Consider the following 23,078-nt stretch of genomic DNA (forward strand, 5'->3'; position numbering starts at 1 on the left):
CTGAGCCTGTCCCGATCGTCATGGAAACCTGGTCCTCGCGATTGCGCCTGGCCGTCCGGGGACGCGGAAGCAGTCCCGACCCGCGGCCCCCGCTTCAGCCCCGGAAAGGTGACGCAGTTCACATTTTATCGCCAGGACGCCAATCTAAGCGAGGCATGCCCCTGCGCGCCAGTGGGCCGGCCGGCGCGGGCGCCAGCAGGTAGAATCCATCGCCCGTTCGGGGGAACGGGGTCCGCGCCGGCGGCGCGACACCGTGCGGGCGGATCGTTCGGGGGCAGCGTGCTCGACAAGGCCGATTTCTTCACGCTCTACCAGCAGCTGGGGCTCAAGCCCGGCTGCACGTTCGATGAGCTCAAGGCCGCCTACCGGCGCCGCGTCGCCGAACTCCATCCCGATCGCCGCGGTACGGACGCCGATCCGGCCGATGCGGTGCGCCTGCAGGAACTCACCGCCGCCTACAATGCCGCGAGCACGTTCCACCGCCGCTACGGGCGCCTCCCCGGCGGCGTGCATGCGGCGCCGCGTGCGCCGATGCCACGCGCCGCGCAAGCGGCCGCGGTGGCGCCGGCCGCGCCCGTCGGCGGCCGCTCGCGTCGCTGGCTGTGGCTCGCGCTCGGCGGCGGCCTGCTGTGGCTGGCATGGAACGGCGGCCTGTTCGACCGCGGCGACGAGGTGGCCGGCGACGCTGCGCCTGCACGGCCGGTCGCGACGACCCAGGGCGCACCCGCGGGCGCGTCGATCGGCCTCATCGGCATCGGCACCGAGGCGGCCACGGTGCGCGCGCTCGAAGGCCGGCCGGTCATGGAAAACCCGCAGCGCTGGGACTACGGACCCTCGTGGGTCGCTTTCAACGACGGCAAGGTCAGCGACTGGTACAGCTCCAAGCTGCGCCCGCTCAAGGTCGCGAGCGCGCACCCGCCGGCAGCGGAGCCCGCCGCGCGCTGAGGGTCAGCGCGCGCCGCGGCCGAACAGCACGACTTCGACCGTCTGCACGAGGATCGTGAGGTCGAACAGGAGGTCGTGGTTCTTCACGTAGAAGAGATCGTACTTGAGCTTCTCGACCGCATCGTCGACCGAGGCGCCGTACGGATAGCGCAACTGCGCCCAGCCGGCGAGGCCCGGTTTCACGCAGTGGCGCAGGTTGTAGTAGCGGATCTGCCGGGCGAGGTCGGCGACGATCGACGGGCGTTCCGGCCGCGGCCCGATCACGCTCATGTCGCCGCGCAGGATGTTCCACAGCTGCGGCAGCTCGTCCAGGCGCGTGCGGCGGATGAAGCGCCCGACGCGGGTGACGCGATCGTCGTCGGCCTTGGCCCAGCGCGCCACGCCGTCGCGCTCGGCATCGGTGCGCATGCTGCGGAACTTCGCCAGCGCGAACACGCGCCCGTGTTCGCCGACGCGCTCCTGCCGGTACAGGATCGGCTGGCCTGCGCCGGATTCGAGCCGGATCGCGAGCGCCACGAGCAGCATGAACGGCCATGCGAACACGAGCACGAGCAGCGCGATCGACACGTCGAACACGCGTTTGATCGCGTGGCGCAGCGGCGAATTGTCGAAGCCCTGCGAGAACACCAGCCAGGACGGATCGACGAGCGTCAGCTTGACGATGCCGAGCTCGCGCTCGAAGAACGAAGCGAGGTTGCTCACCGCGATGCCGGCCTGCTTGCAGTCGAGCAGTTCGTCCATCGGCAGGCCGCCGCGGCGGTCGTCCGGGCCGACGACGACCTCGTTGACCTGCAGCGATTCGGCGAACGCGCGCAGGCCGCCCTCGACCACGAGCAGCCGCTCCTCCGGCACGCACACCGCTTCTTCGCCCATGCGCACGAAGCCGAGGATGATGAAGCCGCGCCGGTCGGTGCGGCGGCGCATCCGCTGCGGGATCGTCGCCGCGTTGGTGCCGGCGCCGAGCACGAGCACGCGCCGCTTCAGCGATTCGATGTCGACGAGGCGCGCGATCAGCACGCGCCAGCCCTGTACCGCGGCGAAGCCGAGCACGATCGCGATGGCGAATACGCCGCGGCCGATCGCCGCCGCCGGGAACAGGTAGTAAATCGTGATGAGGCCGACCACGCCGAGCACGAAGCCGACGAGCTGGCGCGCGAACAGGCCGAACCAGCTCTCGCGCAGGTGCTGCTGGTACAGGCCGAGCGCGGACATGCCGAGCACGAGCGTGACCGCGAACAGCAGCGCGCGCAGCCACAGGTTCTCGGAAAAACCCGCCAGCGCCGGGGCGTCGGCGAAATAGCGCAGGTGGGCCGCGACCATCACGCCGAGCGTGAGCGACGCGAGTTCGAGCAGCACCAGCAGGGTGAGCCAGCGTATCGACTGTCGCCGCAGCGCCCGCAACATCCGCTCGTCTCCGTCCGGGGAACCCGCTCGTCGGCCTCGCACGGCGCTGGCCTGGCGGCGAAGCGCGCACCGGCAGGCGGCATGCCATTGCCGCGCCATGCTTCCGCCATGCCCCCGCCACGACGGGTCGGTTTATCATCTTGGCAGCGCGGGACGGCGCCGGCAAGGCGGACCCGCGACCCCGAACCCATCCGAGGAACGCCCGCATGTGTGGAATCGTCGCCGCGACCGCGGCCCGCGACGTGGTGCCGGTGCTCATCGCCGGACTCAAGGCGCTCGAGTACCGCGGCTACGACTCGGCCGGCATTTCCGTGCTCGAGGACGGCCGCCTCGCGCGCGTGCGCGCGGTCGGCAAGGTGCGCGAACTCGAATCGCTCTACCAGGCCGCGCCGGTCGCTGGCGTCACCGGCATCGCGCACACGCGCTGGGCGACCCACGGCGCGCCGAGCACGAGCAACGCGCACCCGCACGTGTCGAGCGAGCGCGTCGCGGTCGTGCACAACGGCATCATCGAGAACCACGCGCAGTTGCGCGATGAGCTCAAGGCGAAGGGCTATCGCTTCGAGTCGCAGACCGACACCGAGGTGATCGCGCACCTGGTCGAGGACGGGATCGCCGCCGGCGCTTCCTTGCGCGAGGCGGTCATCGCCGCGACGCGGCGCCTGCACGGCGCGTACGCGATCGCCGTGATGAACCGCGACACGCCCGACCGCATCGTCGGCGCGCGCCGCGGCAGCCCGCTCGTCGCCGGCCTCGGCGACGGCGAGTTCTTCCTCGGCTCCGACGTGCAGGCGCTGATCAAGCAGACCAACCGCTTCAAGTTCCTCGAGGAAGGCGACGTCGCCGAGATCAGCCGCGACGGCTGCACGATCTACGATGCCGACGGCGCCCCGGTCGAGCGCGCCGAGCGCAAGAGCGAGCTGTCCGCCGACGCGGTCGAGCGCGGCGAATACCGCCACTACATGCTCAAGGAAATCTTCGAACAGCCGCGCGCGATCGCCGACACGCTCGAGGGCCGCATCGCCGAAGGCCGCGTGCTGCCGAACATCTTCGGCGTCGACGCCGACCAGTTGCTGCAGCGCGTGCGCCACGTGCAGATCGTCGCCTGCGGCACGAGCTACCATGCCGGCCTCGTCGCGCGTTACTGGCTGGAAGGAATGGTCGGCCTGCCGTGCAGCGTCGAGGTCGCGAGCGAGTACCGCTACCGCCGCGCGGTCGTGCCCGAGGGCACGCTGTTCCTCGCGGTGTCGCAGTCGAGCGAGACCGCCGACACGCTCGCCGCGCTGCGCGACGGCCGCAACCGCGGCTATCTCGGCTCGCTCGCGATCTGCAACGTGCCGGAGTCGAGCCTCGTGCGCGAGTCCGACCTCGTGCTGATGACGCGCGCGGGCCCGGAAATCGGTGTCGCCTCGACCAAGGCGTTCACGACGCAGCTCGCAGCGCTCGCCCTGCTCGCGATCGAGCTCGCGCGCATCAACGGCATGGCCGCGGACAAGTACGCCAAGCTCGTCGCCGAGCTTGCGACGCTGCCGCGCGTGGTCGCCGAGGTACTCGCACTCGAGCCGGAGATCGCCAGGCTCGCCGAGCGCTTCGTGCCCAAGCACCATGCCCTCTTCCTCGGCCGCGGCGTGCACTATCCGGTCGCGCTCGAAGGCGCGCTCAAGCTCAAGGAAATCTCCTACATCCACGCCGAGGCGTATCCCGCCGGCGAGCTCAAGCACGGCCCGCTCGCGCTCGTCGACGAGGACATGCCGGTCATCGCAGTCGCGCCGAACAACCAGCTGCTCGAGAAGCTGAAATCCAACCTCGAGGAAGTGCGCGCGCGCGGCGGCGAGCTGTTCGTGTTCGCCGACACCGACGCACCGGTGCAGCAGGACGGCGAGCGCGGCGCCGTGCTCAAGATCGCCTCCGGCGGCAACCTCATCGCGCCCGCGGTGTTCACGGTGCCGCTGCAGCTCCTCGCCTACCACGTCGCGGTGCTGCGCGGCACGGACGTCGACCAGCCGCGCAACCTCGCCAAGTCGGTCACGGTCGAGTAACGGCGGCGCGCCGCGAACCAGCGGCGCGCGCGTCGACCGCGTGGTGGCGACGCACTACACTGCGCGCCGCACGATCGGGAGGCCTCATGCGCATCTGCGTCTATTGCGCGTCCAGCGAACACGTCGACCGCCGCTATCACGATGCCGCGGCGGCGCTCGGCCGCGCGATCGCCGAGGCGGGCAGCACGCTCGTCTACGGCGGCGGCGCGGTCGGGCTCATGGGTTCGCTCGCGAACGGCGCGCTCGCCGCCGGTGGCGACGTGATCGGCATCATTCCGCGCTTCATGACCGAGGTCGAATGGCAGCATCCGGGCCTCGCCAACCTCGAGGTCGTCGAGGACATGCGCGAGCGCAAGCACCGCCTGCTGACCGGTTCGGATGCGGTGGTCGCGTTGCCCGGCGGCTGCGGCACGCTCGAGGAACTGTTCGAAGCGATGACGCTCAAGCGGCTCGCGCTGTATCTCAAGCCGATTGTGCTGCTCGACGTCGACGGGTTCTATGCGCCGCTCGAGCGCTTCCTCGAACGGACCATCGAGCAGCGTTTCATGAACCCGCAGCACCGCGCGCTGTGGACCAGCGTCGCGCGCGTCGAGGACGTGCTGCCGACGATCCGCGCGACGCCGGATTGGGACGCGAACGCGCGCGACTACGCGGCGGTTCGGTAGGGCGGCCCGCCGCCCGGAAGCGTGATATCGACGCGTGCGGCGGGACTCGCGCTTCGCGCTCGACCCGCCCTACTCGAAGCGGCTGAGCTCGCGGTCGCTGTCGCCGCCGGTCGAACGATCCGCGTCGTCCGGGTCGTCGAACAGGCTCGCGGCGGTGGCTTCGCCGCCCTCGTCGGAGGCACGTGGCGCAGCGCCTGGTTCGCTCGCCGCCTTCTGCTTTTCCCAGCGCGTCTTGATCGGATTGGCCGACTCCGCCGCGTCGAGCGCGAGCAGCAGTTCCTGCTTCTGCTCCTCGGGGAGGTCGGCCCAATGGCAGTCGGCGAGCGCGCCGGCCATCGAGTAGAGCAGGTTGAGGCTCGGCCGGAAGCCGGCGCGCTTTACCTTGAGGAAGGTTTCGACCGGACCGATGCGCGCGAGATCCTCGGTGGTGCGCACGCCGACCTGGCGCAGCCATGCCGCCGACTTCGGACCGACGTTGCGGATCTTCACATCGCGCGCGCTCATGCGGGTGCTCCTGGAATCGGGTTGTTCAACGCAAAGAATCGACGAACACCGCGCACAGCGCCTGCATGCCCGCGCGGTCCTCGTCGTCGAAGCGCGCGAGATCGGGACTGTCGACGTCCCAGACGCCGATGAGCGCGCCGTTCGCATCCACGAGCGGCACGACGATCTCCGAACGCGACGCACCATCGCACGCGATGTGGCCCGGGAACGCATCGACGTCGCGCACGACCTGCGTCTCGCGCGTCGCCGCCGCGGTACCGCAAACGCCCTTGCCGAGCGCGATGCGCACGCACGCGGGCTTGCCCTGGAACGGACCCACGACGAGTTCGTTTCCGTCGAAGAAGTAGAAACCGCACCAGTTGATGCGCGGCAATGCATGCCAGGCGAGGGCGGCGAAATTCGCGGCGTTGGCGACGCGGTCACGCTCCCCGTGCAGCAGGCCGCGCGCCTGCTGGGTCAGCTCGGCGTAGAATCCCGCCTTGTCGGCGGCTTCGATCGGTGCAGCAGCGAACATGCGCGTCGTCGAGGATCGGAAAGCCGTATTGTATCGCGCCGTGCCGTCCGGGTGACGCATACTCGCGCGACCGTCCCGCCCGCACGTTCCAGATGACCCATCCGCACGGCCACGACCCTGTTCGCAGCCTGTTCGTGACCGGCACCGACACCGGCATCGGCAAGACCCGCGCGAGCGTCGCCCTGCTGCATGCGCTGCGCGCTCGCGGGCTACACGCGAGCGGCATGAAACCCGTCGCGAGCGGATGCGAGGCGGCGCGCGAGGGGCTGCGCAACGAGGATGCGCTCGCGCTCATCGCCGCGAGCGACCCGGCGCCGGACTACGCACGCTGCAATCCGTTCGCGTTCGAACCGCCGATCGCGCCGCACATCGCGGCACGCGCCGCCGGACGCGAGATCGTCCTCGCGCCGATCCGCGCGGCGGCGGACGCGCTGCGTGCGCGTTGCGATCGCCTCGTCGTCGAAGGCGTCGGCGGCTGGATGGCACCGCTGTCGGACCAGCTGATGCAGGCCGATCTCGTCCGCGCGCTCGAACTCGACGTCGTGCTCGTCGTCGGGCTGCGCCTGGGTTGCCTCAACCATGCGCTGCTGAGCGCGCGCGCGATCGGCGCCGACGGCTGCCGCCTGGCCGGCTGGATCGCCAACCGCATCGACCCCGCGATGGCCGTCGCGGACGACAACATCGCGACGCTGCGCGCGCGCATCGAGGCGCCGCTGCTCGGCGTGCTCGAACACGGCGGGCCGGTGTCCGATGCCCGACTCGATATCCATGCCCTCTGAGACGGCCGCGCCGATGGCCGCGCGCGTGCCGGCGTCGCTGCCCTGGCTGCTCGCCGCGTGCGGCTTCGCGCTCGACCTCGTGCTCGGCTGGCCGGGACAGATGTCGTTCGATCCCGCCTACGCCTGGTGGCAGGCGCGCGGCGGCGAGATGACCGACGTCGTGCCGCCGGGGTTCACGCTGGCGTGGCGCACGACGCTCGCGCTGGTCGACGGACCGCAGGCGATGTTCGTGCTGCAGCTGGCGATGTTCTGGTCCGGTCTCGCCCTGCTCGCGGGCACATGCGCGCGTTCGCGCGCCGCCGCCGTAGCCGCGCTCGCGTTGCCCGCGCTCGCTCCGCTCGTGCTGCTCTGGCGCATGCACGTGTGGACCGACGTCGCGCTGGCCTGCGCGCTCACCTGCGCGTGCGGCCTCCTCGCCGCCGCGCAGGTTCGCCACTGCCGCGTGCTCGCCGCATGCGCATTGCCGCTGCTGCTCTACGCCGGCGCGATGCGCCACAACGCGCCGTTCGCGCTGCTGCCGTTCGCGGCCTGGTGCGCCTGGCTCATCGTGGGTGCGCGCGGCGCGCGCCTCGTCGCCTGCGCGCTGCTCGTGCTCGCCGCGTCGTTCGGCACGAACCGGCTGCTCGCGAGCGCAACGGCGCGACACGTTCCGCTGTGGCCATCCGCGGCACAGTACGACCTCGCGGCACTCTCGATCGCGACCGGCCGACTGCGACTGCCGCCGTTCATGGTCGGTGCCGGCCTCGACGTCGACGAACTCGCGGCCGCGTTCCGCATCTGGAGCCCGCTGCCGATGCTGACCGGGACGCCGCACGGCCTGCGTTCGCCGTTCGAGCCACCGCTGTCGGCCGAGGAACTCGACGCGGTGCGCACCGCATGGATCGATGCGATCCGCGCCCATCCACGCGCCTGGCTCGCGCACCGCGCGCGCGTCGCGGCCGCACTGTTCGGCACGCATCCAGCGGATTGGCCGATCGACCTCGTTTACGCCGACGGCGAGTACGCCTACCGCGACAATCCGCCGGTCGCCGCGAACGACGGCGCGCTGCATCGCGTGCTGGTCCACTGGATCACCGCGCGCATCGCGACGGCGTGGTGCGCAGCGTGGCCGTATCTCGCGCTCGGCCTGCTCGTGCTGCCGCTCGCCTGGCGAAGGCGCGACGCGCACGGCCGCATCGCGCTCGTCCTGCTCGCGAGCGCGTGGTGCTACGCCGCTCCGCTGCTGGTGCTGGCGAGTTCGGCGGAGACACGCTATCTCGCCTGGCCGTGCGTCGCGTCGCTGCTGGCGGTGGCCACGGCGATCGCGGGCATGCGGCCCGCCGGCGGATCGGCGCGAGCCCGTCCGGCCATGCTGCTAGACTCGGCGCAAGCAACGATGAGGGATCTGACATGACCGTTCAGCGCTACCTGTTCTCGATCGACGACCTGCCCAAGGCCCGCGGCGAATCGCACGAGCTGTCGTTCCAGGGCGGATCGGCGGAGAGCTTCGCCGCACTGCTGCAGCAAGCGCTGCGCGAGCCGTCGCTGTGGCAGCGCTGGAAATCGATGCAGCCCGATCCCGACGCGGTCGACCCCGCGCTCGGCGCGAACGACCCGGCAGCGACGGTCGAGGCGCACCAGTCCGACGTGCACGTCAGCGTCGACGTGCGCAGTTCGCTGCCGCACGCGGTGATCAAGCACCGCATGACCCTGCTGATCGGCAAGCACTGGACCCTGCGCGACGTCAGCGCGGCCTGAGGCGCGAAGCGACCCAGTCACGATCGACCGGAGCATCGGAGCGCGAGATGCGCCTGCGCGCGGACGCAGGCGCAGGCGGACCCGTGTGCCGGCGTGGCCTGCGTGCGCAGCCGCTGGTGCGCGACACGCTGCGCGCCGACCTCTGCCGCTGAACGGCTGCGCTCAATAGGCGAACTCGCGGAACACGCGGTCGATGTCGCCTTGCCACTCGCCGTGGAACAGCTCGAGCTTGCGCTCGGCCGGCGTCTGGCCGGCATCGACGATCTGCGCGAGGATGTCGAGGAACATCGACTCGTCGGCACCGTGGCGATTGGTGCGTGCGCGCCGCGCGAGGCCCTGCGCGGAAATCTTCAGCGCTTCGGCAGCGAGTTCGCGCACCGTGGCGCGCGTGCGGCCGAGGCGCGCGGGGAGCTTGAGCGCATGTCGCGGCACGCCGTCGCGCAGCGCATGGCGTTCCTCGCGCGTGAAGTCCCTGACCAGATCCCACGCCGCATCGAGCGCACCCTGGTCGTACAGCAGGCCGACCCAGAACGCGGGCAGCGCACACAGGCGGTTCCATGGGCCGCCGTCGGCGCCGCGCATCTCGAGGTACTTCTTGAGGCGCACTTCGGGGAACGCGGTGGTCGTGTGGTCGGCCCAGTCTCGCAGGGTCGCGCGCGCGCCGGGCAGGTCGTCGAGTTCGCCGGCGAGGAACTTGCGAAAGCTCCTGCCGGCGAGATCGACGTACTGCTTCGTGCCGTCGGGGCCGTCGCGGTAGCTGAAGTACATCGGCACGTCGAGCAGGTAGTCGACGTAGCGTTCGTAGCCGAAACCGTCCTCGAACACGAAGTCGAGCATGCCGGTGCGGTCGGGATCGGTGTCGGTCCAGATATGCGAGCGGTAGCTCAGGTAGCCGTTCGGCTTGCCTTCGGTGAACGGCGAGTCGGCGAACAGCGCGGTCGCGACGGGCTGCAGCGCGAGCGCGACGCGGAACTTCTTCACCATGTCCGCTTCGCTCGAATAATCGAGATTGACCTGCACCGTGCAGGTGCGCGTCATCATGTCGAGGCCGAGCGATCCCACCTTGGGCATGTACTCGCGCATGATCTTGTAGCGGCCCTTCGGCATCCACGGCATCTCGTCGCGACGCCATTTCGGCTGGAATCCCATGCCGAGGAAGCCGATGCGCAGGTCGTCGGCGACCGCCTTCACTTCCTGCAGGTGGCAGGCGACCTCGCAGCAGGTGTCGTGGATCGTCTCGAGCGGCGCGCCGGAGAGCTCGAGCTGGCCCGCGGGTTCGAGCGTGACCGAGGCGTCGTCTCGCAGCAGCGCGATCAGCTGGCCGTTCTCCTCGACGCGCTGCCAGCCGAAACGCGTCATGCCTTCCAGCAGCACGCCGATGCCGCGCTCGCCTTCGAAGGTCGGCGGGCGCAGGTCGTCGAGGCGGAAGCCGAACTTCTCGTGCTCGGTGCCGATGCGCCACGCCGACGCCGGCTTCTCGCCTTCGGCGAGGTAGCCGACGAGCTGGTCGCGGCCGCGGATCGGTTCGTCCTTGACGCTGCTCGGGCCGGACATCGGTCTACCTCGCTGGGGGTGGTCGGCGGAAATGGGGATGGGCGATGCGAACAAAAGCCCCGCGCCGCGCGCCCCCGGCGCGACGCGGGCACGCCCTGCCGTCAGAGCTCGAGCCAGCCTGCGACGAGTGCGCGCGCCTCGTCGAGGCCGGTCTTGGCGTGCGACGAAAAGAGCTGTGCGGTCGCCTGCGGCGCGAACGCGGCCATGTCCTTGCGCACCGCGGCGAGCGTGCGCAGGCCTTCGCTGCGCGACAGCTTGTCGGCCTTGGTCAGTAGGCAATGGCAGGCGCGGCCACTCGCCGCGCCGAACTCGAGCATGTGGCAGTCGAATTCCTTGAGCGGGTGGCGCGCATCCATGACGAGCACGAGGCCCTTGAGCGACGCGCGATTGCGCAGGTAGCTGTCGATCACGCCGCGCCAGTGCAGTCGCATCGCCTCGGGCACCTTCGCATAGCCGTAGCCGGGCAGGTCGACGAGGCGCCGCGCGGGATCGCCGACCGGGAATACATTGAGCAACTGGGTGCGACCGGGCGTCTTGGAGGTGCGCGCAAGCCCCTGCTGGTCGCAGATCGCGTTGAGCGCGCTCGACTTGCCCGCGTTCGAACGCCCGGCGAATGCGACCTCGGCGCCGCTGTCCGCAGGCAGTTGGTCGAGGCGGTTCGCGCTGACGAGGAACTGCGCCTTGCGAAAGGGGTTGGTCTTGGCGGTCACGTCGGCCTTTGGCGGATGCACGGCGGTCGGTATTCGCGTCGGCGCCGGCGTGCCGCGTCGCGATGGTTTGACCGCCTTCGGGGTCGCGGGGATAATTCCGCGGTTTTCGCCCGCGTCGCCGATCCGGCGCGTGCCAGGCGGGTTCGCGGTCATCCCACGGGTTTGCGGAGTGAGTGTATGAGCTTTCGGCGCGTCTTTGTTCAGTCCCTGCTCGCCGTGACGGCGCTGGCCGCCTGCGCGGCACAGGCGCAGACCGCGCCGAGCGAACCGGCTGCCGCTGCCGCGCCCGAAGCCGCCCCGGCGCACGCCGGGCCGATCCTCGGCGACGCCAAGGCCGGCGAATCGAAGGCGGCCGCATGCGGCGCCTGCCACGGCATCGACGGCAACCCGACCGACAAGCAATACCCCAAGCTCGCCGGCCAGAATGAGGCCTACATCGCGCGTCAACTCGCGCTGTTCAAGAGCCAGAAGCGCCAGAACCCGATCATGTTCGGCTTCGCCGCGCCGCTGAGCGAGCAGGACATGCACGACGTCGGCGCCTACTTCGCGGGCAAGTCCGCGCTGCCCGGCGTCGCCGACGATGCGCTGGTCGCGCGCGGCCAGGCGCTCTATCGCGCCGGCGACTCCAAGCTCGGCGTGCCGGCCTGCATGGCCTGCCACGGCCCGGACGGGCGCGGCATGGCGGGCGCGGGCTACCCGCAGCTGGGCGGCCAGTGGACCGACTACGTCGCCACCAAGCTCAAGGACTGGAAGGCCGGCACGACCTGGGGCGACGACGCGAATGCGAAGGTGATGCCCGCGATCGCGCAGAAGCTCACCGAGGCCGACATCACCGCGGTGTCGTCCTATATCGAGGGCCTGCACACGGCCACGGGAACCCGCGCCGCCGGCCAGTGATCCAAGCGGCGCGCGACGGATTGCAGTCGCATTCAGCGGCCCGCGTCGAGACTCGCGCCGCAGCCGTGCGGCGCCCCGGCCGCCCATCGTTCCACGCTCCAGGAGATCCTCGATGTTGAAGGGCCTGTTCCAGACCGTATCCGCGTCCGCCCTGCTGCTCGGCCTCGCCTTCGCCACCGCCGCGCATGCGGACGACGCGTTCGTCGCGGGCACGCATTACTTCGCGATCGAGCCGCCGCAGCCGGCGCCGGCCGACAAGGTCGAGGTGGTCGAGGTGTTCTCCTATGCCTGCCCCGCCTGCAACATGTTCGAGCCGACGATGCAGAAGCTCAAGGCGGCGCTGCCGGCGAACGCGGAGCTCGTCTACCTGCCCGCCTCGTTCCGTCCCGACGAGGACTGGCCGGTGTTCCAGCGCGCGTTCTACACGGCGCAGGCGCTCGGCGTGATCGACAAGACGCACGAAGCGACGTTCGGCCTCGTCTGGAAGGACGACGGCACGCTGCGCATCAGCGACGCGAAGACGCACAGGCCCAAGGATCCGATGCCGACGATCGAAGACGTCGCCAAGGCATACGGCACGTTCGGCGTGAAGGCCGACGAGTTCGTCGCGACCGCCAATTCGTTCGCCGTCAACACGAAGATGAAGCGCGCCGATGCGATGCTGAAGGCGTACGGCGTCGATTCGACGCCGACGCTCGTCGTCAACGGCAAGTACCGGCTGACCGTCGCGAGCGCCGGCGGAGTCGACAAGGTCATTCCTCTCGTCAAGTTCCTGATCGAGAAGGAAGGCGCGACCAAGTAGCCCTGCCGTTCGCCACGAGGAGAACCCGATGTTGAAGCGCAGTCTGATCCTGGTCGCCGGCCTGTTCTGCGCGGTGCTCGTCCACGCGGCCGGCGAACCCGCGACCACCTGGGAAGCGGGTACGGCCTGGCAGCCGATCGATCCGCCCGTACCGACCAGCACCGGCGAAAAGATCGAGGTGCTGGAGGTGTTCTCGTACGCGTGCCCGCACTGCGCGCACTTCCAGCCGTACGCGGACAAGCTCAAGGCCGCCCTGCCGAAAACCGCCGAGTTCGTGCTGATGCCGGCCGACTTCCAGCCGCGCTGGGTCGCGTTCGCGCGCGGCTTCTACGTCGCCAAGGACCTCGGCCTCGTCGACAAGACCCACCAGGCGCTGTTCGACGCGATCTACCGCGACCGCCGTCCGCTCAACTCGCTCGACGACATCGCCGGTTTCTACGCCGGGTTCGGTGCGGACAAGGAGAGCTTCGTCTCGACCATGCAGTCGTTCGTGATCGACGGCCGCATCGCGAAGATCCGCGAGATGGAAGCGAAGTACGGCATCGACCAGACGCCGACCCTGGTCGTCGCCGGCAAGTACCGCGTCGTCGCGAACCCGGACAAGGGCATCGGTTTCGACCAGATGGTCGACATCGCGCTGTACCTCGTGAAGCGCGAATCCGCGGCGAAGAAGCATTGATCCCCACGCCGGCCCCCCACGCATTTTCCATCGTCGCGAAGGACACATCGCCATGCTGAAACACCTGGGCTTCCTGCTCGCCGGCCTGCTGCTTGCGTCGACCGCGACCGCGGACGAACCCGTCGCCGCGACCCCATCGAACTGGGAGGCCGGCAAGCACTACTTCCTGATCGACCCGCCGCAGGCGACCGCGAACGGCGACAAGGTCGAGGTGATCGAAGTGTTCTCGTACGCGTGCCCGCACTGCGCGCACTTCCAGCCGTACGCCGAGCAGATCAAGCAGTCGCTGCCCGACTACGCCGCGTTCGGCTACATGCCGGCGATTTTCAATGCGCAGTGGGAGCCGTACGCGCGCGCGTTCTACGCGGCGCAGTCGCTCGGCGTGCTCGAGCAGACACACCAGGCGCTGTTCGACGCGCTGCACCGCGACCACGTGCCGCTGCGCACGATCGACGATCTCGCCGGATTCTACGCCGGCCACGGCGTCGACAAGGCGAAGTTCCTCTCCTCGGCGGCGTCGTTCGAGGTCGAGAGCAAGCTGCAGCACGCATCGGAGATCGTGCGTGGCGCCGGCGTCGATGGCACGCCGAGCATCCTCGTCGGCGGCAAGTACCGCCTGTCGGGACAGTCGGCGGGTGGCTACCCGCAGATGGTCGAGCTGGTCAATTTCCTCGTGAAGAAGGAACACGACGAGCATGCGAAGCCGGCCAAGGCCGCCACGAAGAAGAAGTAACGTCGTGCATCGATCGCGGCCGTTGCGCGCGCCGGCCGCGCGCCGCGCGCGGTGCTTGCCGCTGCCGCGCACGGTGGTTAGCCTCGCGCCATGACCGAGCCCGCCGACCGCAACGATTCCGAAGCGCGACGGCTGACCCTGCTCAGCTGCAACATCCTCGCCGGCGGCAGCGTCAAGCGCTACCGCGACTACGTCACGCACAGCTGGAAGCACGTGCTGCCGCATGGCAAGCGCGCCAATCTCGACGGCCTCGCGCGCGTGATCGGCGAATTCGATCTCGTCGGCCTGCAGGAAGCCGATGCCGGGAGCCTCAGGTCGGGCTTCCTCAACCAGACGCAGTACCTCGCCGAAGCCGCGCGTTTCCCGTACTGGACGCACCAGCCGAACCGGCGCGTGTCGCGCCTGGCGACGTCGAGCAACGGCCTGCTCGCGCGCCTGCATCCGGACGAAGTGCTCGACTACCCGCTGCCCGGACGCATTCCCGGTCGCGGCGCGCTGTGGGTGCGCTTCGGTCGCGGCGACGCTTCGCTCGTCGTCGTCATCGCGCATCTCTCGCTCGGTCCGGCCGCGCGCGCGCGCCAGCTCGCGTTCCTCGCGGAAATCATCGGCCAGCATCCGCATGCGGTGCTCATGGGCGACCTCAACACACCCGCACAAGGCAAGGAGCTCGACCTGCTCTACGCGCGCACGTCGCTGGTGCGCCCCGATCACGCGCCGGCGACGTTCCCGAGCTGGCGGCCGACGCGCGCGATCGACCACATCCTCGTCTCGCGCGGCATCGAGGTGGAGAAGCGCTGGGCGCTGCCGCACCCGGTGTCGGACCACCTGCCGATCGCCGCGAGCATCATCATGCCCGCGTTCGCGACGACGGCGCCTTCCGCCGACGCATCCTGACTCGTCCCGCGGCCGGAATCCTGCGTACGCACCTTCCCCGCGGCCGGGTGCCGGTCGTCGCCGACCACCCTCGGCGCCCGGAAAGAAGAAGGGCCGCACGAGGCGGCCCCTCTCCTTCCCCATCAAGCGGAGCTGATCAGAACTTCACGCTCGCTTCGACGTAGGTGAAGCGCCCCGGCAGATCGTAGGTCGACGCGTCGTAGCCGTTGAGCGAGCACGAGATGCAGACCGGCGGATCCTTGTCGAAGATGTTGTTGATGCCGCCCGAGATGCTCATGTCGAAGCGGGTCGGCAGCTTCCAGCTCACGCGCAGGTCGTGGTACGTGACTGCACCGAGACGGTTGAGGCCGGACGGACCGCTGCTGTCGACGATCGGGCCCGCGTCGGGGCTGCGGCAGGTCGGGAAATCGCGATAGCCGTTGTCGGAGCCGCCGCACGATTCGGTCAGGTGCGAGATGTAGCGCATCGTCCAGCTCGCGCTCCAATCGGCGAGGCCCCAATTGAGGCTGAGCGTCGAACGGTACTTCGGGATGCCGCTGTCGGCGACTTCGACGCCGACGCCGCGCGGCTCGGCCGCGCCGGTATCCGAAGCGACCGCGCTGTAGTCCTTCGTGTAGGTCAGCTGCCAGTTGGCGCCGACGTGTCCCCACGACCATTCCGGACCGACCCAGTTCACGCCGAGGTCGTAGCCACGCGTGTCGATGCGGCCGAGGTTGCGCAGCGTGTTGTTGAAGCCGTCGATCGAACCGTTCGCGGCGCGCGTGATGCCGGTGCAGAACAGCGGGTCGAGCGTCGCGACGCAGCGGTCGAGCTGGGTCTTCGCGTCGGGCGCGAGGATCGCGTCGTCGACGTGCAGCTTGTAGTAGGTCAGTTCGAAATCGACGCGCTGCGACCAGCCGGTGTTCTCCGCCCAGGACGGGCTGTAGACCGCGCCGAGCGTAAGGCTGGTCGAGGTCTCCGGCTTCAGGTCCTGGTTGCCGCCCGTGATGATCGAGATCTGCGGGTTGTTCTGCGTGAAGCCCGGCGGCACGCCGAGCGCTTCGCAGTTCGGCGTGACGTTGCCGCCGCAGGGATCGATGAGCTGCGCGTCGAAGCGCGAGAACGTGCCGAACAGTTCGCCGATGGACGGCGCACGGAAGCCTTCGGCCCACGTGCCGCGCAGGGTCAGGTCGTCGACGAGCTGCCAACGCAGGCCGAACTTGTTGTTGGTCGTGTTGCCGAAGTTCGAATAGTCGGACCAGCGCGACGCGACCGACAGGTCCAGATGCTTGGCGAACGCCATGTCGGCGAGCAGCGGCGCATTGAGCTCGAGGTAGAACTCGTCGACCGAATAGCCGCCTTGGGTCGGACCGGACGGCACGCCGTTCGAATCACCCGCGACGACGACCGCGTCGGGCGTGTAGGAACCGTCGAGCTTGCGGTGCTCGTAGCCGGCGGCGACGTCGAGCGAACCCGCGGGCAGCTGGAACAGGTTGCCCGAGATGTTCGCGGTCCAGACTTCGAGATCCTGCGTGCTGTGGTCGTTCTCGACGAACTGGATGTAGTTGAGCATTTCCGGCGTGATCGTGCCGGGGCCGCCGAACAGGTTGAGCGGCACGCACGGCGCGGTGCACTGGTCGACCGGGCCCAGCGCGTTCATGATGTGGCGGATGTTGTACGTGCCGTTGACGGTCTGGCGCGCGTCGTTCGAGCTGTTGACGTAGTTCACGTCCCAGAAGAACTGGTGGTCGGAGAAGCTGAAGTCGCCGTTGAACCCGGCGGTGTAGTACTTCGTGTCCACCTTCTGCTTGAAGACGCGGGGGCCGCCCTCGACCGGGCGACGGCCGAGCCCGAAGTCGGGGCTGCTGGCGTCGAGGCTGAAGCCGAACGGGTTGTACGGGTTGGTCGCGTCGACGCCGACGTTGTAGCAGAGGTCGCGCGCGGCGCAGAACTGCTTGCCGAGGAAGATCGGCTCGGGCGCGGCCTGGTTGGTCGAATCACGCGTGTTGTACAGGCCCTTCAGCGTGAAGTTGACGTGGTCGGTGATGTGGTACGTGCCCTGCGCGAAGATGCCGGTGCGCTCCTGCGGGGTGAGCAGCAGGTTGTACGGCGCGAAGTTGAAGCGGTCGGCGGTACCGAAATGGTGGAAGCCGTCCGGGAACGACTGCATCGGCGACACGCCGTTGGCGGTGATGTTGCAGAAGCCGTCGGCGCACAGGCCGCCGAAATCCTCGCCGTTCGGCGTGTCGAACAGGTAGCGCGTGAACGGCGTCGCCGAGCTGCCGCCGGCGAGGCCCGCGCCCGGCACCGGGAAGCGCGATTGGGCCCAGTCGTCCGAACTGATGCCGTTCTGCTTGAAGCGGCTGATGTCCATGAAGAAGTCGAACTTGTCGGTGCTGCCACCGAGCGAGATGTTGCCCGACCAGGTCTTGCCGTCGCCGGTCGAGTAGTCGCCGCCGTAGACGTGGAAGCCGAGGCCGTCCTGCTTCTTCTTCGTGATGATGTTGATCACGCCCGCGATCGCATCCGAGCCGTACAGCGACGACGCGCCGTCCTTGAGGATCTCGATGCGGTCGACCACGCTCGCCGGGATCGTATTGAGATCGACCGCGGCGGATACGCCCGAGGCCGACGATTCATTCACCCAGCGCAGGCCGTCGACGAGGATCAGCGTGCGCTTCGCGCCGAGGTTGCGCAGCGAGATCGTGGTCGAACCCGAACCGACGCCGCCGCCGTCCGGCGGGAAACCGAAGTTGCCGGCCGAGTTGAACTTGGTGTTGAGCGACGAGCCGCTGACCGAGAGGCGCTGGATCACGTCGCCGATGGAGCCGAGGCCGGTCGCTTCGATGTCCTTCGAGGTGATCGTGAGCACCGGCGTCTGGCCTTCGACCTCGGCCTTCTTGATGCGCGAGCCGGTGACTTCGATCGCCTGCAGCTTCTGGATGTCCTCGCCGGTCCTGTCCTGCGCCAGCGCGGGCGCGACGTAGAGCGCGGAAAGGATGGCGCCCGTGAGGGCGTGGATCGCAACTCTGGCCAGACGTGAACGCATGAAAGTCTCCAAGGGTGGTCACGGGATGGTTCGATGGAGGCACACGCGCGGTGGTCTTCCCTCCCCCGGGCGCAAGCGTCAAGAAAATGTAAAACAAATGTTTCGGGTTTGCTATGGCGTGTCGCAGCGACGGCCGATTCGATCGTCCAGCGCTGCGCGATGCGGCGTCGCACCACGCTACACTCGCCGCATGCGCCGAATCCGAGACGTTCCGATGCGTTCGACCCCTGTTCTCCGGCGATCGCGGCGCGCCTGCACCGCGTTGGTCGCGCTCGCCGCCATCGCTGTGGCCCTGCCGCTCGCGGCGGCCGACCGCACGAGCCAGCGCGCACAGTTCCGCGCCGCGCTCGCGGCCGCGAAGAAGCCGCCCGAAGGTGCCTGGCGCAAGCTCGCCGCCGGGCTCGACGTCGACCATTACCCGCTCTACCCGTACATCGAACTCGCGGCGCTGCGGCCGCGGATCGGCAAGCTCGAGCGCGCCGAGGTCGAGCGTTTCCTGGAACGCTGGCGCGGCACGCTGCCCGCACAGGACCTGCGCGAGGCATGGCTGCGCGAACTCGCGCGCCGTGGCGACTGGAAGGCGTATCGCGCGACGTATTCGCCGAGCGACGACCGCGACCTGCAGTGCAACGCCTTGCTCGCGCGCATCGCCGCCGACGAGAAGCTCGACTACGGGAAGGACATGCAGCCGGTCTGGCAGGGCGAACGCGCCCTGCCGGCGAGCTGCAATGCGGTCCTGCGCGGCCTGCGTGCGCAAGGCCTCGTCCCGGATGCCGAAGTGTGGGAACACCTCGAGCGCGCCGCCGATGCGGGCCAGGCGGACGCCGCCGACGACGCCGCGGCGCTCCTCGACGGCAGCGAACGCATCACCGCCGACCGCATCGTCGCCGCCCTCCGCGAGCCTGCGGCGACCATTGCGAAGGCGAAGGACTGGGCCGACGAGGCGCGCACGCGCGACGCCGTCTCGTATGCGCTCGTACGCTACGCACGGCGCAACAGCGATGCCGCGGAAACCGCGTGGGCCGACATCGGCGCGCGTTTCAAATGGAGCGATGGGCAGAAGAACCGCATCCTCAACGCGATCGCGCTGTATCGTGCGACGAGTTACTCGCCCGATGCCCTCGCGCGCCTCAAGGCGCTGCCCGCGGCGGCGGACGACGATGCCACGCGCGAATGGCGCGTGCGCATCGCGCTCGCCGGCGGCGACTGGGCCGAAACACTGGCCGCGCTCGATCGCCTGTCCGACACGCAGAAGGCCGACGCGCGCTGGCGCTACCTGCGGGCGCGCATGCTCGGCAAGCTCGGCCGCGACGCCGAAGCGGCGGCGCTCTACGCCGACGTGGCGCGCGAAGCGAACTTCCACGGCTTCCTCGCCGCCGACTGGAGCGCACGGCCTTATTCGATCTGCCCGCTCACGCTCGCGGCCGATGCGAAAACGGAAGCGGCGCTGGCGCAGCAACCCGACCTCGAGCGCGCGTTCGAATTCCGCGAACTCGGCATGCTGCCGGAGGCGCGGCGCGAGTGGAAATTCGCGCTCGGCAAGCTCGATGCAAGCGAGCGCCGACTTGCCGCCGACCATGCCTACCGCAGGGGCTGGTACGACCGCGCGGTGTTCGCGTTCTCGGCGGATCCGGAAACGCAACGGTTGTACGAGCAGCGCTTCCCGCTCGGCCTCGCGGCGCTGGTCAAGCGCGAAGCCGCGGCGGCGGGCATCGATCCGTCGTGGGCGTACGGCATCCTGCGCGCCGAGAGCGCATGGATGACCGATGCGCATTCGCATGCGGACGCCTACGGCCTCATGCAGTTGCTGCCCGGTGTCGCGAAAAAACTCGCCAAGGCCGAGAAGCTTCCCTATTCCGGCGCACAGGATCTGTTCGACCCGACCCTCAACGTGCAGCTCGGCACGCGCTTCCTCGGCCGCATGGCCGATGCATACGACGGCAGCCCCTGGCTCGCGAGCGCGGCCTACAACGCGGGGCAGGCGCCGGTGGGACGCTGGCTCGACGCGCGCGGTTCGCTCGACCCGGACTTCTTCGTCGAGACGATCCCGTACAAGGAAACGCGCGAGTACGTCGCGCGCGTGCTCGCCTTCAGCGTGATCTACGACTGGCGCATGAACGGCGACGCGCTCGCGCTGTCGGCGCGCATGCCCAAGGTCGGCCAACCCTATCGCACACCCGACGCGTCGACGCCGCGGAAGGAGGTCGTCTGCGCAGCCACCGCGGTGCAGAAACCACCCGCCGACGCACCCGCGAGCGACGCCCCGTCGCCCGAGGCAGGTGGCGGCGAGCCCGCCGCTCCGCAACCGTCGTCGCCGTCTGCGTCACGCTAGGAGGCGGGTAACCGGAAAAGCGAAGGCTTGCGACGCGAAGCACACCGCGAATTTGCAAGCGCGGGCGAAAGACGTTAAACCGACGGTTCCCTGCAGGAGTCCGCGATGAGACCGCACAAGATCGTCGTGCTCGGCGGCACCGGCTTCGTCGGCCGCCATCTGGTGCCGCGGCTGCAGCGCGATGGCCATGCGATCCGCGTGCTCACGCGCAACCGCGACCTGCATCGCGAACTGGGCGTGCTGCCGCGCGTGAGCCTCGCCAATGCGGACGTGCACGATCGCGGCGTGCTCGCGCGCGAATTCGCCGGCGCGGATGCGGTGATCAACCTCGTCGGCATCCTCAACGAACGCGGCCACGACGGCGCCGGCTTCCGCAAGGCGCACGTCGAGCTCACGCGCACGGTCATCGACGCCTGCATCGGCAACGGCGTGCCGCGCCTCCTGCAGATGAGCGCGTTGCGCGCGGGCGAGGGCACGAGCCATTACCTCGCGACGCGCGCGCAGGCCGAGGCGCTCGTGCAGTCCTCGCCGCTCGCATGGACGGTCTTCCGGCCCTCGGTGATCTTCGGCGAGGGCGACGGCCTGTTCTTCCGCTTCGCGTCGTTGCTGCGCATCGCGCCGGTGCTGCCGCTCGCACGGTCGCGCGCGCGCTTCCAGCCGGTCTACGTCGGCGACGTCGCCGAGGCATTCGCGCGCGCGCTCGTGCACCCGCACACGCATGGGCACACCTACGAGCTCGGCGGCCCGCGCGTGATCGAACTCGGCGAACTCGTGCGCGGGACCGCGCGCATGACCGGCCGGCGGCGCCTCGTGCTGTCGCTGCCCGATGCACTCGGCCGCGTGCAGGCGCTGGTCGGCGAATGGTTGCCCGGCAAGCCGATCTCGCGCGACAACTTCCGCTCGCTGCAACTCGATTCGGTCGTACGCGACGACGGCCTTTCCTCGCTCGGCATCATCGCCACGCCGATGGAAGCGGTCATGCCACGCCTGCTCGAAGCGCACGGCGGACGCGATCGCGACCGACGCGGTTGATTCGAGCGTAGGGCGGTACGCGCAACGCGCGTGCCGCCGCACGGGGACGACGACGATGGTTGTCCACGAACTCCGCGACCGGCGGGACTCGCCCTACTGGCCGACGATCTGCTTGCGCATCGGGCCGAACAGCGCGAGCAGCTGCTGCTGCAGATCCTTCGGCACCGCCGCCTTGTCGAACGCGCGCACGAGATCGGCGACGAAGCGATCGAAATCCTCGTCGGTGAGGTTGAGGCCGCCGTGCGCCTCTTCCATGCTGCGGCCGGTGTATTCGCACGGCCCGCCGGTCGCCGCGCAGAACTGCTCGACCAGCAGCCGGCGCAGGTCCGGCATGTCGGTATTGGCGAAGAACAGGTTGATGTGCGGGTCGTTGTGGATCTCCACCAGCGCGGCGTCGACGACCTTCTCGATACCGGCCTGCGCGCCGAGCGCGCGATAGAGCGCATCGCCGCGCGCGGCCGCAGGCGCCGCCGGCGCCTGCGGCGGCGCCGGCTTGCTCGCGGTGTTCGCGCAGGCCGCGATGGCGAGCAGCATGCAGACGAGGGCGACGTGACGTGCGTGCATGCGGCTCTCCCCGGGATTCGCTGGCACAATGCCAGCCGGTTTCCACGGGCAAGTCAAGCGATGCGCATCTATCTCGTCGGCGGCGCCGTGCGCGATCGCCTGCTCGGCCGCGAGGTCGCCGATCGCGACTTCGTCGTCGTCGGCGCGACGCCGGAGGAGATGCGCGCTGCCGGCTACCGGCCCGTCGGCAAGGATTTCCCGGTATTCCTGCATCCGACGACGCAGGAGGAGTACGCGCTCGCACGGACCGAAAGAAAGACCGGGCGCGGCTACCACGGCTTCGCGTTCCATGCCGACCCCTCGGTCACGCTCGAACAGGACCTGGAGCGGCGCGACCTCACGATCAACGCGATGGCGACGGACGAACAGGGCGAACTCGTCGATCCGTTCGACGGCCGGCGCGACCTCGAGCAGCGCGTGCTGCGCCACGTCTCGCCCGCATTCGTCGAAGACCCGGTGCGCGTCCTGCGCGTCGCGCGTTTCGCCGCGCGCTATGCGCCGATCGGTTTCCGCATCGCCGACGAGACGCTCGCGCTGATGCGCCGCATGGTCGACGACGGCGAGGTCGACCACCTCGTCGCCGAACGCGTGTGGACCGAGACGCGCAAGGCGCTCGGCGAACCCGCGCCATCGGCGTTCGTCCGCGCGCTGCGCGAATGCGGCGCGCTGCGCGTGATCTTCCCCGAAGTCGATGCGTTGTACGGCGTGCCGCAGCGCGCGGAGTTCCACCCCGAAGTCGACACCGGGCGCCACATCGAACTCGTGCTCGACCAGGCCGCGCGCCTCGCCCCCGGCGACGATCTCGTGGGCTGGTGCGCGCTCGTGCACGACCTCGGCAAGGCGCTCACGCCACCGCAGGAACTGCCGCGCCACGTCATGCACGAGCAGCGCGGCCGCGAACCGGTCCGCGCGATCAGTGCGCGCCTCAAGGTACCTGCCGAGCACGCCGCGCTCGCCGAACTCGTCTGCCGTTTCCACCTCGATGCGCATCGCGCCTTCGAGCTGCGGCCGGAAACCGTGCTCAAGCTGCTGGAAAGCCTCGACGCATTCCGTCGTCCCGAACGCGTCGCGCGCTTCCTCGCCGCCTGCGAGGCGGACAAGCGCGGCCGCCTCGGCTTGGCCGACGAGCCGTATCCGCAGGGCGGCTACCTGCGCGCCGCGCACACCGCCGCGCGCGCGATCGACGCCGCACCGTTCGTCGCCCAAGGCATCACCGGCCCCGGGATCGGCGACGCCGTCCGCAGAGCCCGCATGGCGGCGATCGCG

Annotated in this window: 21 protein-coding genes; 14 read left to right on the plus strand and 7 right to left on the minus strand. The window is 69.7% G+C overall.

Annotated features, from left to right (window positions below; all coding sequences use genetic code 11):
* Window positions 1–279 precede the first annotated feature (279 nt).
* On the plus strand, window positions 280–945 hold the full coding sequence (locus ACTHK2_RS18925) for a J domain-containing protein (RefSeq protein ID WP_440247290.1): 666 nt from the start codon (window positions 280–282) through the stop codon (window positions 943–945).
* 3 nt (window positions 946–948) lie between these two features.
* On the opposite strand, the gene ACTHK2_RS18930 is transcribed toward ACTHK2_RS18925, so the two are convergent.
* A complete protein-coding gene (locus tag ACTHK2_RS18930; protein ID WP_440247291.1) occupies window positions 949–2,349 on the minus strand; it encodes a TIGR03013 family XrtA/PEP-CTERM system glycosyltransferase in 1,401 nt (466 codons plus the stop codon).
* Window positions 2,350–2,555: 206 nt separating this feature from the next.
* On the opposite strand from ACTHK2_RS18930, the gene glmS reads away from it, so the two are divergent.
* Together glmS and ACTHK2_RS18940 are read left to right on the plus strand one after the other, a co-directional pair.
* Window positions 2,556–4,388, plus strand: a complete 1,833-nt coding sequence (gene glmS / locus ACTHK2_RS18935; protein ID WP_440247292.1) for a glutamine--fructose-6-phosphate transaminase (isomerizing) — start codon at window positions 2,556–2,558, stop codon at window positions 4,386–4,388.
* 86 nt (window positions 4,389–4,474) lie between these two features.
* Window positions 4,475–5,053, plus strand: coding sequence for a TIGR00730 family Rossman fold protein (locus ACTHK2_RS18940; RefSeq protein ID WP_440247293.1), 579 nt, complete (start codon window positions 4,475–4,477; stop codon window positions 5,051–5,053).
* Between the two features lie 69 nt (window positions 5,054–5,122).
* Here the strand turns inward: ACTHK2_RS18940 and ACTHK2_RS18945 are convergent, their stop codons facing one another.
* Together ACTHK2_RS18945 and ACTHK2_RS18950 are read right to left on the minus strand one after the other, a co-directional pair.
* Window positions 5,123–5,557: a TfoX/Sxy family protein gene (locus ACTHK2_RS18945; protein WP_440247294.1), complete on the minus strand. Its 435-nt coding sequence runs from the start codon at window positions 5,555–5,557 to the stop codon at window positions 5,123–5,125.
* A gap of 25 nt (window positions 5,558–5,582) precedes the next feature.
* Entirely contained in the window at window positions 5,583–6,071 is a 489-nt protein-coding gene (locus ACTHK2_RS18950) for a GAF domain-containing protein (RefSeq protein WP_440247295.1), read from the minus strand.
* Window positions 6,072–6,163: 92 nt separating this feature from the next.
* Here ACTHK2_RS18950 and bioD point away from each other — a divergent pair, with 92 nt between their 5' ends.
* From bioD to ACTHK2_RS18965, 3 genes are read left to right on the plus strand one after another with little or no spacing between them, the layout of a single operon-like run.
* Entirely contained in the window at window positions 6,164–6,850 is a 687-nt protein-coding gene (bioD, locus tag ACTHK2_RS18955; protein WP_440247296.1) for a dethiobiotin synthase, read from the plus strand.
* Complete coding sequence (locus tag ACTHK2_RS18960) at window positions 6,840–8,243, plus strand: hypothetical protein (protein WP_440247297.1); 1,404 nt, start codon at window positions 6,840–6,842, stop codon at window positions 8,241–8,243. The genes bioD and ACTHK2_RS18960 overlap by 11 nt, the downstream gene beginning before the upstream one ends.
* Window positions 8,240–8,587 carry a hypothetical protein gene (locus ACTHK2_RS18965; protein WP_440247298.1) on the plus strand — a complete coding sequence of 116 codons (348 nt, stop codon included), beginning with the start codon at window positions 8,240–8,242 and terminating at the stop codon, window positions 8,585–8,587. The genes ACTHK2_RS18960 and ACTHK2_RS18965 overlap by 4 nt, the downstream gene beginning before the upstream one ends.
* Window positions 8,588–8,749: 162 nt before the next feature.
* On the opposite strand, the gene ACTHK2_RS18970 is transcribed toward ACTHK2_RS18965, so the two are convergent.
* Window positions 8,750–10,141, minus strand: a complete 1,392-nt coding sequence (locus tag ACTHK2_RS18970) for a glutamate--cysteine ligase (RefSeq protein ID WP_440247299.1) — start codon at window positions 10,139–10,141, stop codon at window positions 8,750–8,752.
* A 101-nt stretch (window positions 10,142–10,242) separates the two neighbouring features.
* On the minus strand, window positions 10,243–10,872 hold the full coding sequence (gene yihA / locus ACTHK2_RS18975) for a ribosome biogenesis GTP-binding protein YihA/YsxC (protein WP_440247300.1): 630 nt from the start codon (window positions 10,870–10,872) through the stop codon (window positions 10,243–10,245).
* Window positions 10,873–11,028: 156 nt separating this feature from the next.
* Here yihA and ACTHK2_RS18980 point away from each other — a divergent pair, with 156 nt between their 5' ends.
* The 5 genes from ACTHK2_RS18980 to ACTHK2_RS19000 all read left to right on the plus strand — a co-directional run bounded on the left by ACTHK2_RS18980 (window position 11,029) and on the right by ACTHK2_RS19000 (window position 14,856).
* Window positions 11,029–11,748 (plus strand): c-type cytochrome, encoded by a 720-nt coding sequence (locus ACTHK2_RS18980; protein WP_440247301.1) that lies wholly within the window; start codon window positions 11,029–11,031, stop codon window positions 11,746–11,748.
* 112 nt (window positions 11,749–11,860) lie between these two features.
* Window positions 11,861–12,550, plus strand: a complete 690-nt coding sequence (locus ACTHK2_RS18985; protein WP_440247302.1) for a thiol:disulfide interchange protein DsbA/DsbL — start codon at window positions 11,861–11,863, stop codon at window positions 12,548–12,550.
* A 28-nt stretch (window positions 12,551–12,578) separates the two neighbouring features.
* Window positions 12,579–13,229, plus strand: coding sequence for a thiol:disulfide interchange protein DsbA/DsbL (locus tag ACTHK2_RS18990; protein WP_440247303.1), 651 nt, complete (start codon window positions 12,579–12,581; stop codon window positions 13,227–13,229).
* Window positions 13,230–13,281: 52 nt separating this feature from the next.
* The gene (locus ACTHK2_RS18995; protein WP_440247304.1) at window positions 13,282–13,962 is read left to right on the plus strand and encodes a thiol:disulfide interchange protein DsbA/DsbL; all 681 of its coding nucleotides are present in this window, start codon (window positions 13,282–13,284) and stop codon (window positions 13,960–13,962) included.
* 90 nt (window positions 13,963–14,052) lie between these two features.
* The gene (locus ACTHK2_RS19000; RefSeq protein ID WP_440247305.1) at window positions 14,053–14,856 is read left to right on the plus strand and encodes an endonuclease/exonuclease/phosphatase family protein; all 804 of its coding nucleotides are present in this window, start codon (window positions 14,053–14,055) and stop codon (window positions 14,854–14,856) included.
* A 136-nt stretch (window positions 14,857–14,992) separates the two neighbouring features.
* On the opposite strand, the gene ACTHK2_RS19005 is transcribed toward ACTHK2_RS19000, so the two are convergent.
* Window positions 14,993–17,884, minus strand: a complete 2,892-nt coding sequence (locus tag ACTHK2_RS19005) for a TonB-dependent receptor (protein WP_440247306.1) — start codon at window positions 17,882–17,884, stop codon at window positions 14,993–14,995.
* A gap of 214 nt (window positions 17,885–18,098) precedes the next feature.
* Here ACTHK2_RS19005 and ACTHK2_RS19010 point away from each other — a divergent pair, with 214 nt between their 5' ends.
* The gene (locus ACTHK2_RS19010) at window positions 18,099–20,216 is read left to right on the plus strand and encodes a transglycosylase SLT domain-containing protein (RefSeq protein WP_440247307.1); all 2,118 of its coding nucleotides are present in this window, start codon (window positions 18,099–18,101) and stop codon (window positions 20,214–20,216) included.
* 105 nt (window positions 20,217–20,321) lie between these two features.
* Entirely contained in the window at window positions 20,322–21,248 is a 927-nt protein-coding gene (locus ACTHK2_RS19015) for a complex I NDUFA9 subunit family protein (protein WP_440247308.1), read from the plus strand.
* 93 nt (window positions 21,249–21,341) lie between these two features.
* On the opposite strand, the gene ACTHK2_RS19020 is transcribed toward ACTHK2_RS19015, so the two are convergent.
* Window positions 21,342–21,812 carry a group I truncated hemoglobin gene (locus tag ACTHK2_RS19020; protein WP_440247309.1) on the minus strand — a complete coding sequence of 157 codons (471 nt, stop codon included), beginning with the start codon at window positions 21,810–21,812 and terminating at the stop codon, window positions 21,342–21,344.
* Between the two features lie 60 nt (window positions 21,813–21,872).
* On the opposite strand from ACTHK2_RS19020, the gene ACTHK2_RS19025 reads away from it, so the two are divergent.
* On the plus strand, window positions 21,873–23,078 hold a 1,206-nt coding region (locus ACTHK2_RS19025), incomplete at its 3' end, for a multifunctional CCA addition/repair protein (RefSeq protein WP_440247310.1).

This window comes from Dokdonella sp., assembly GCF_051958935.1.
GTDB lineage: Bacteria > Pseudomonadota > Gammaproteobacteria > Xanthomonadales > Rhodanobacteraceae > Dokdonella_A.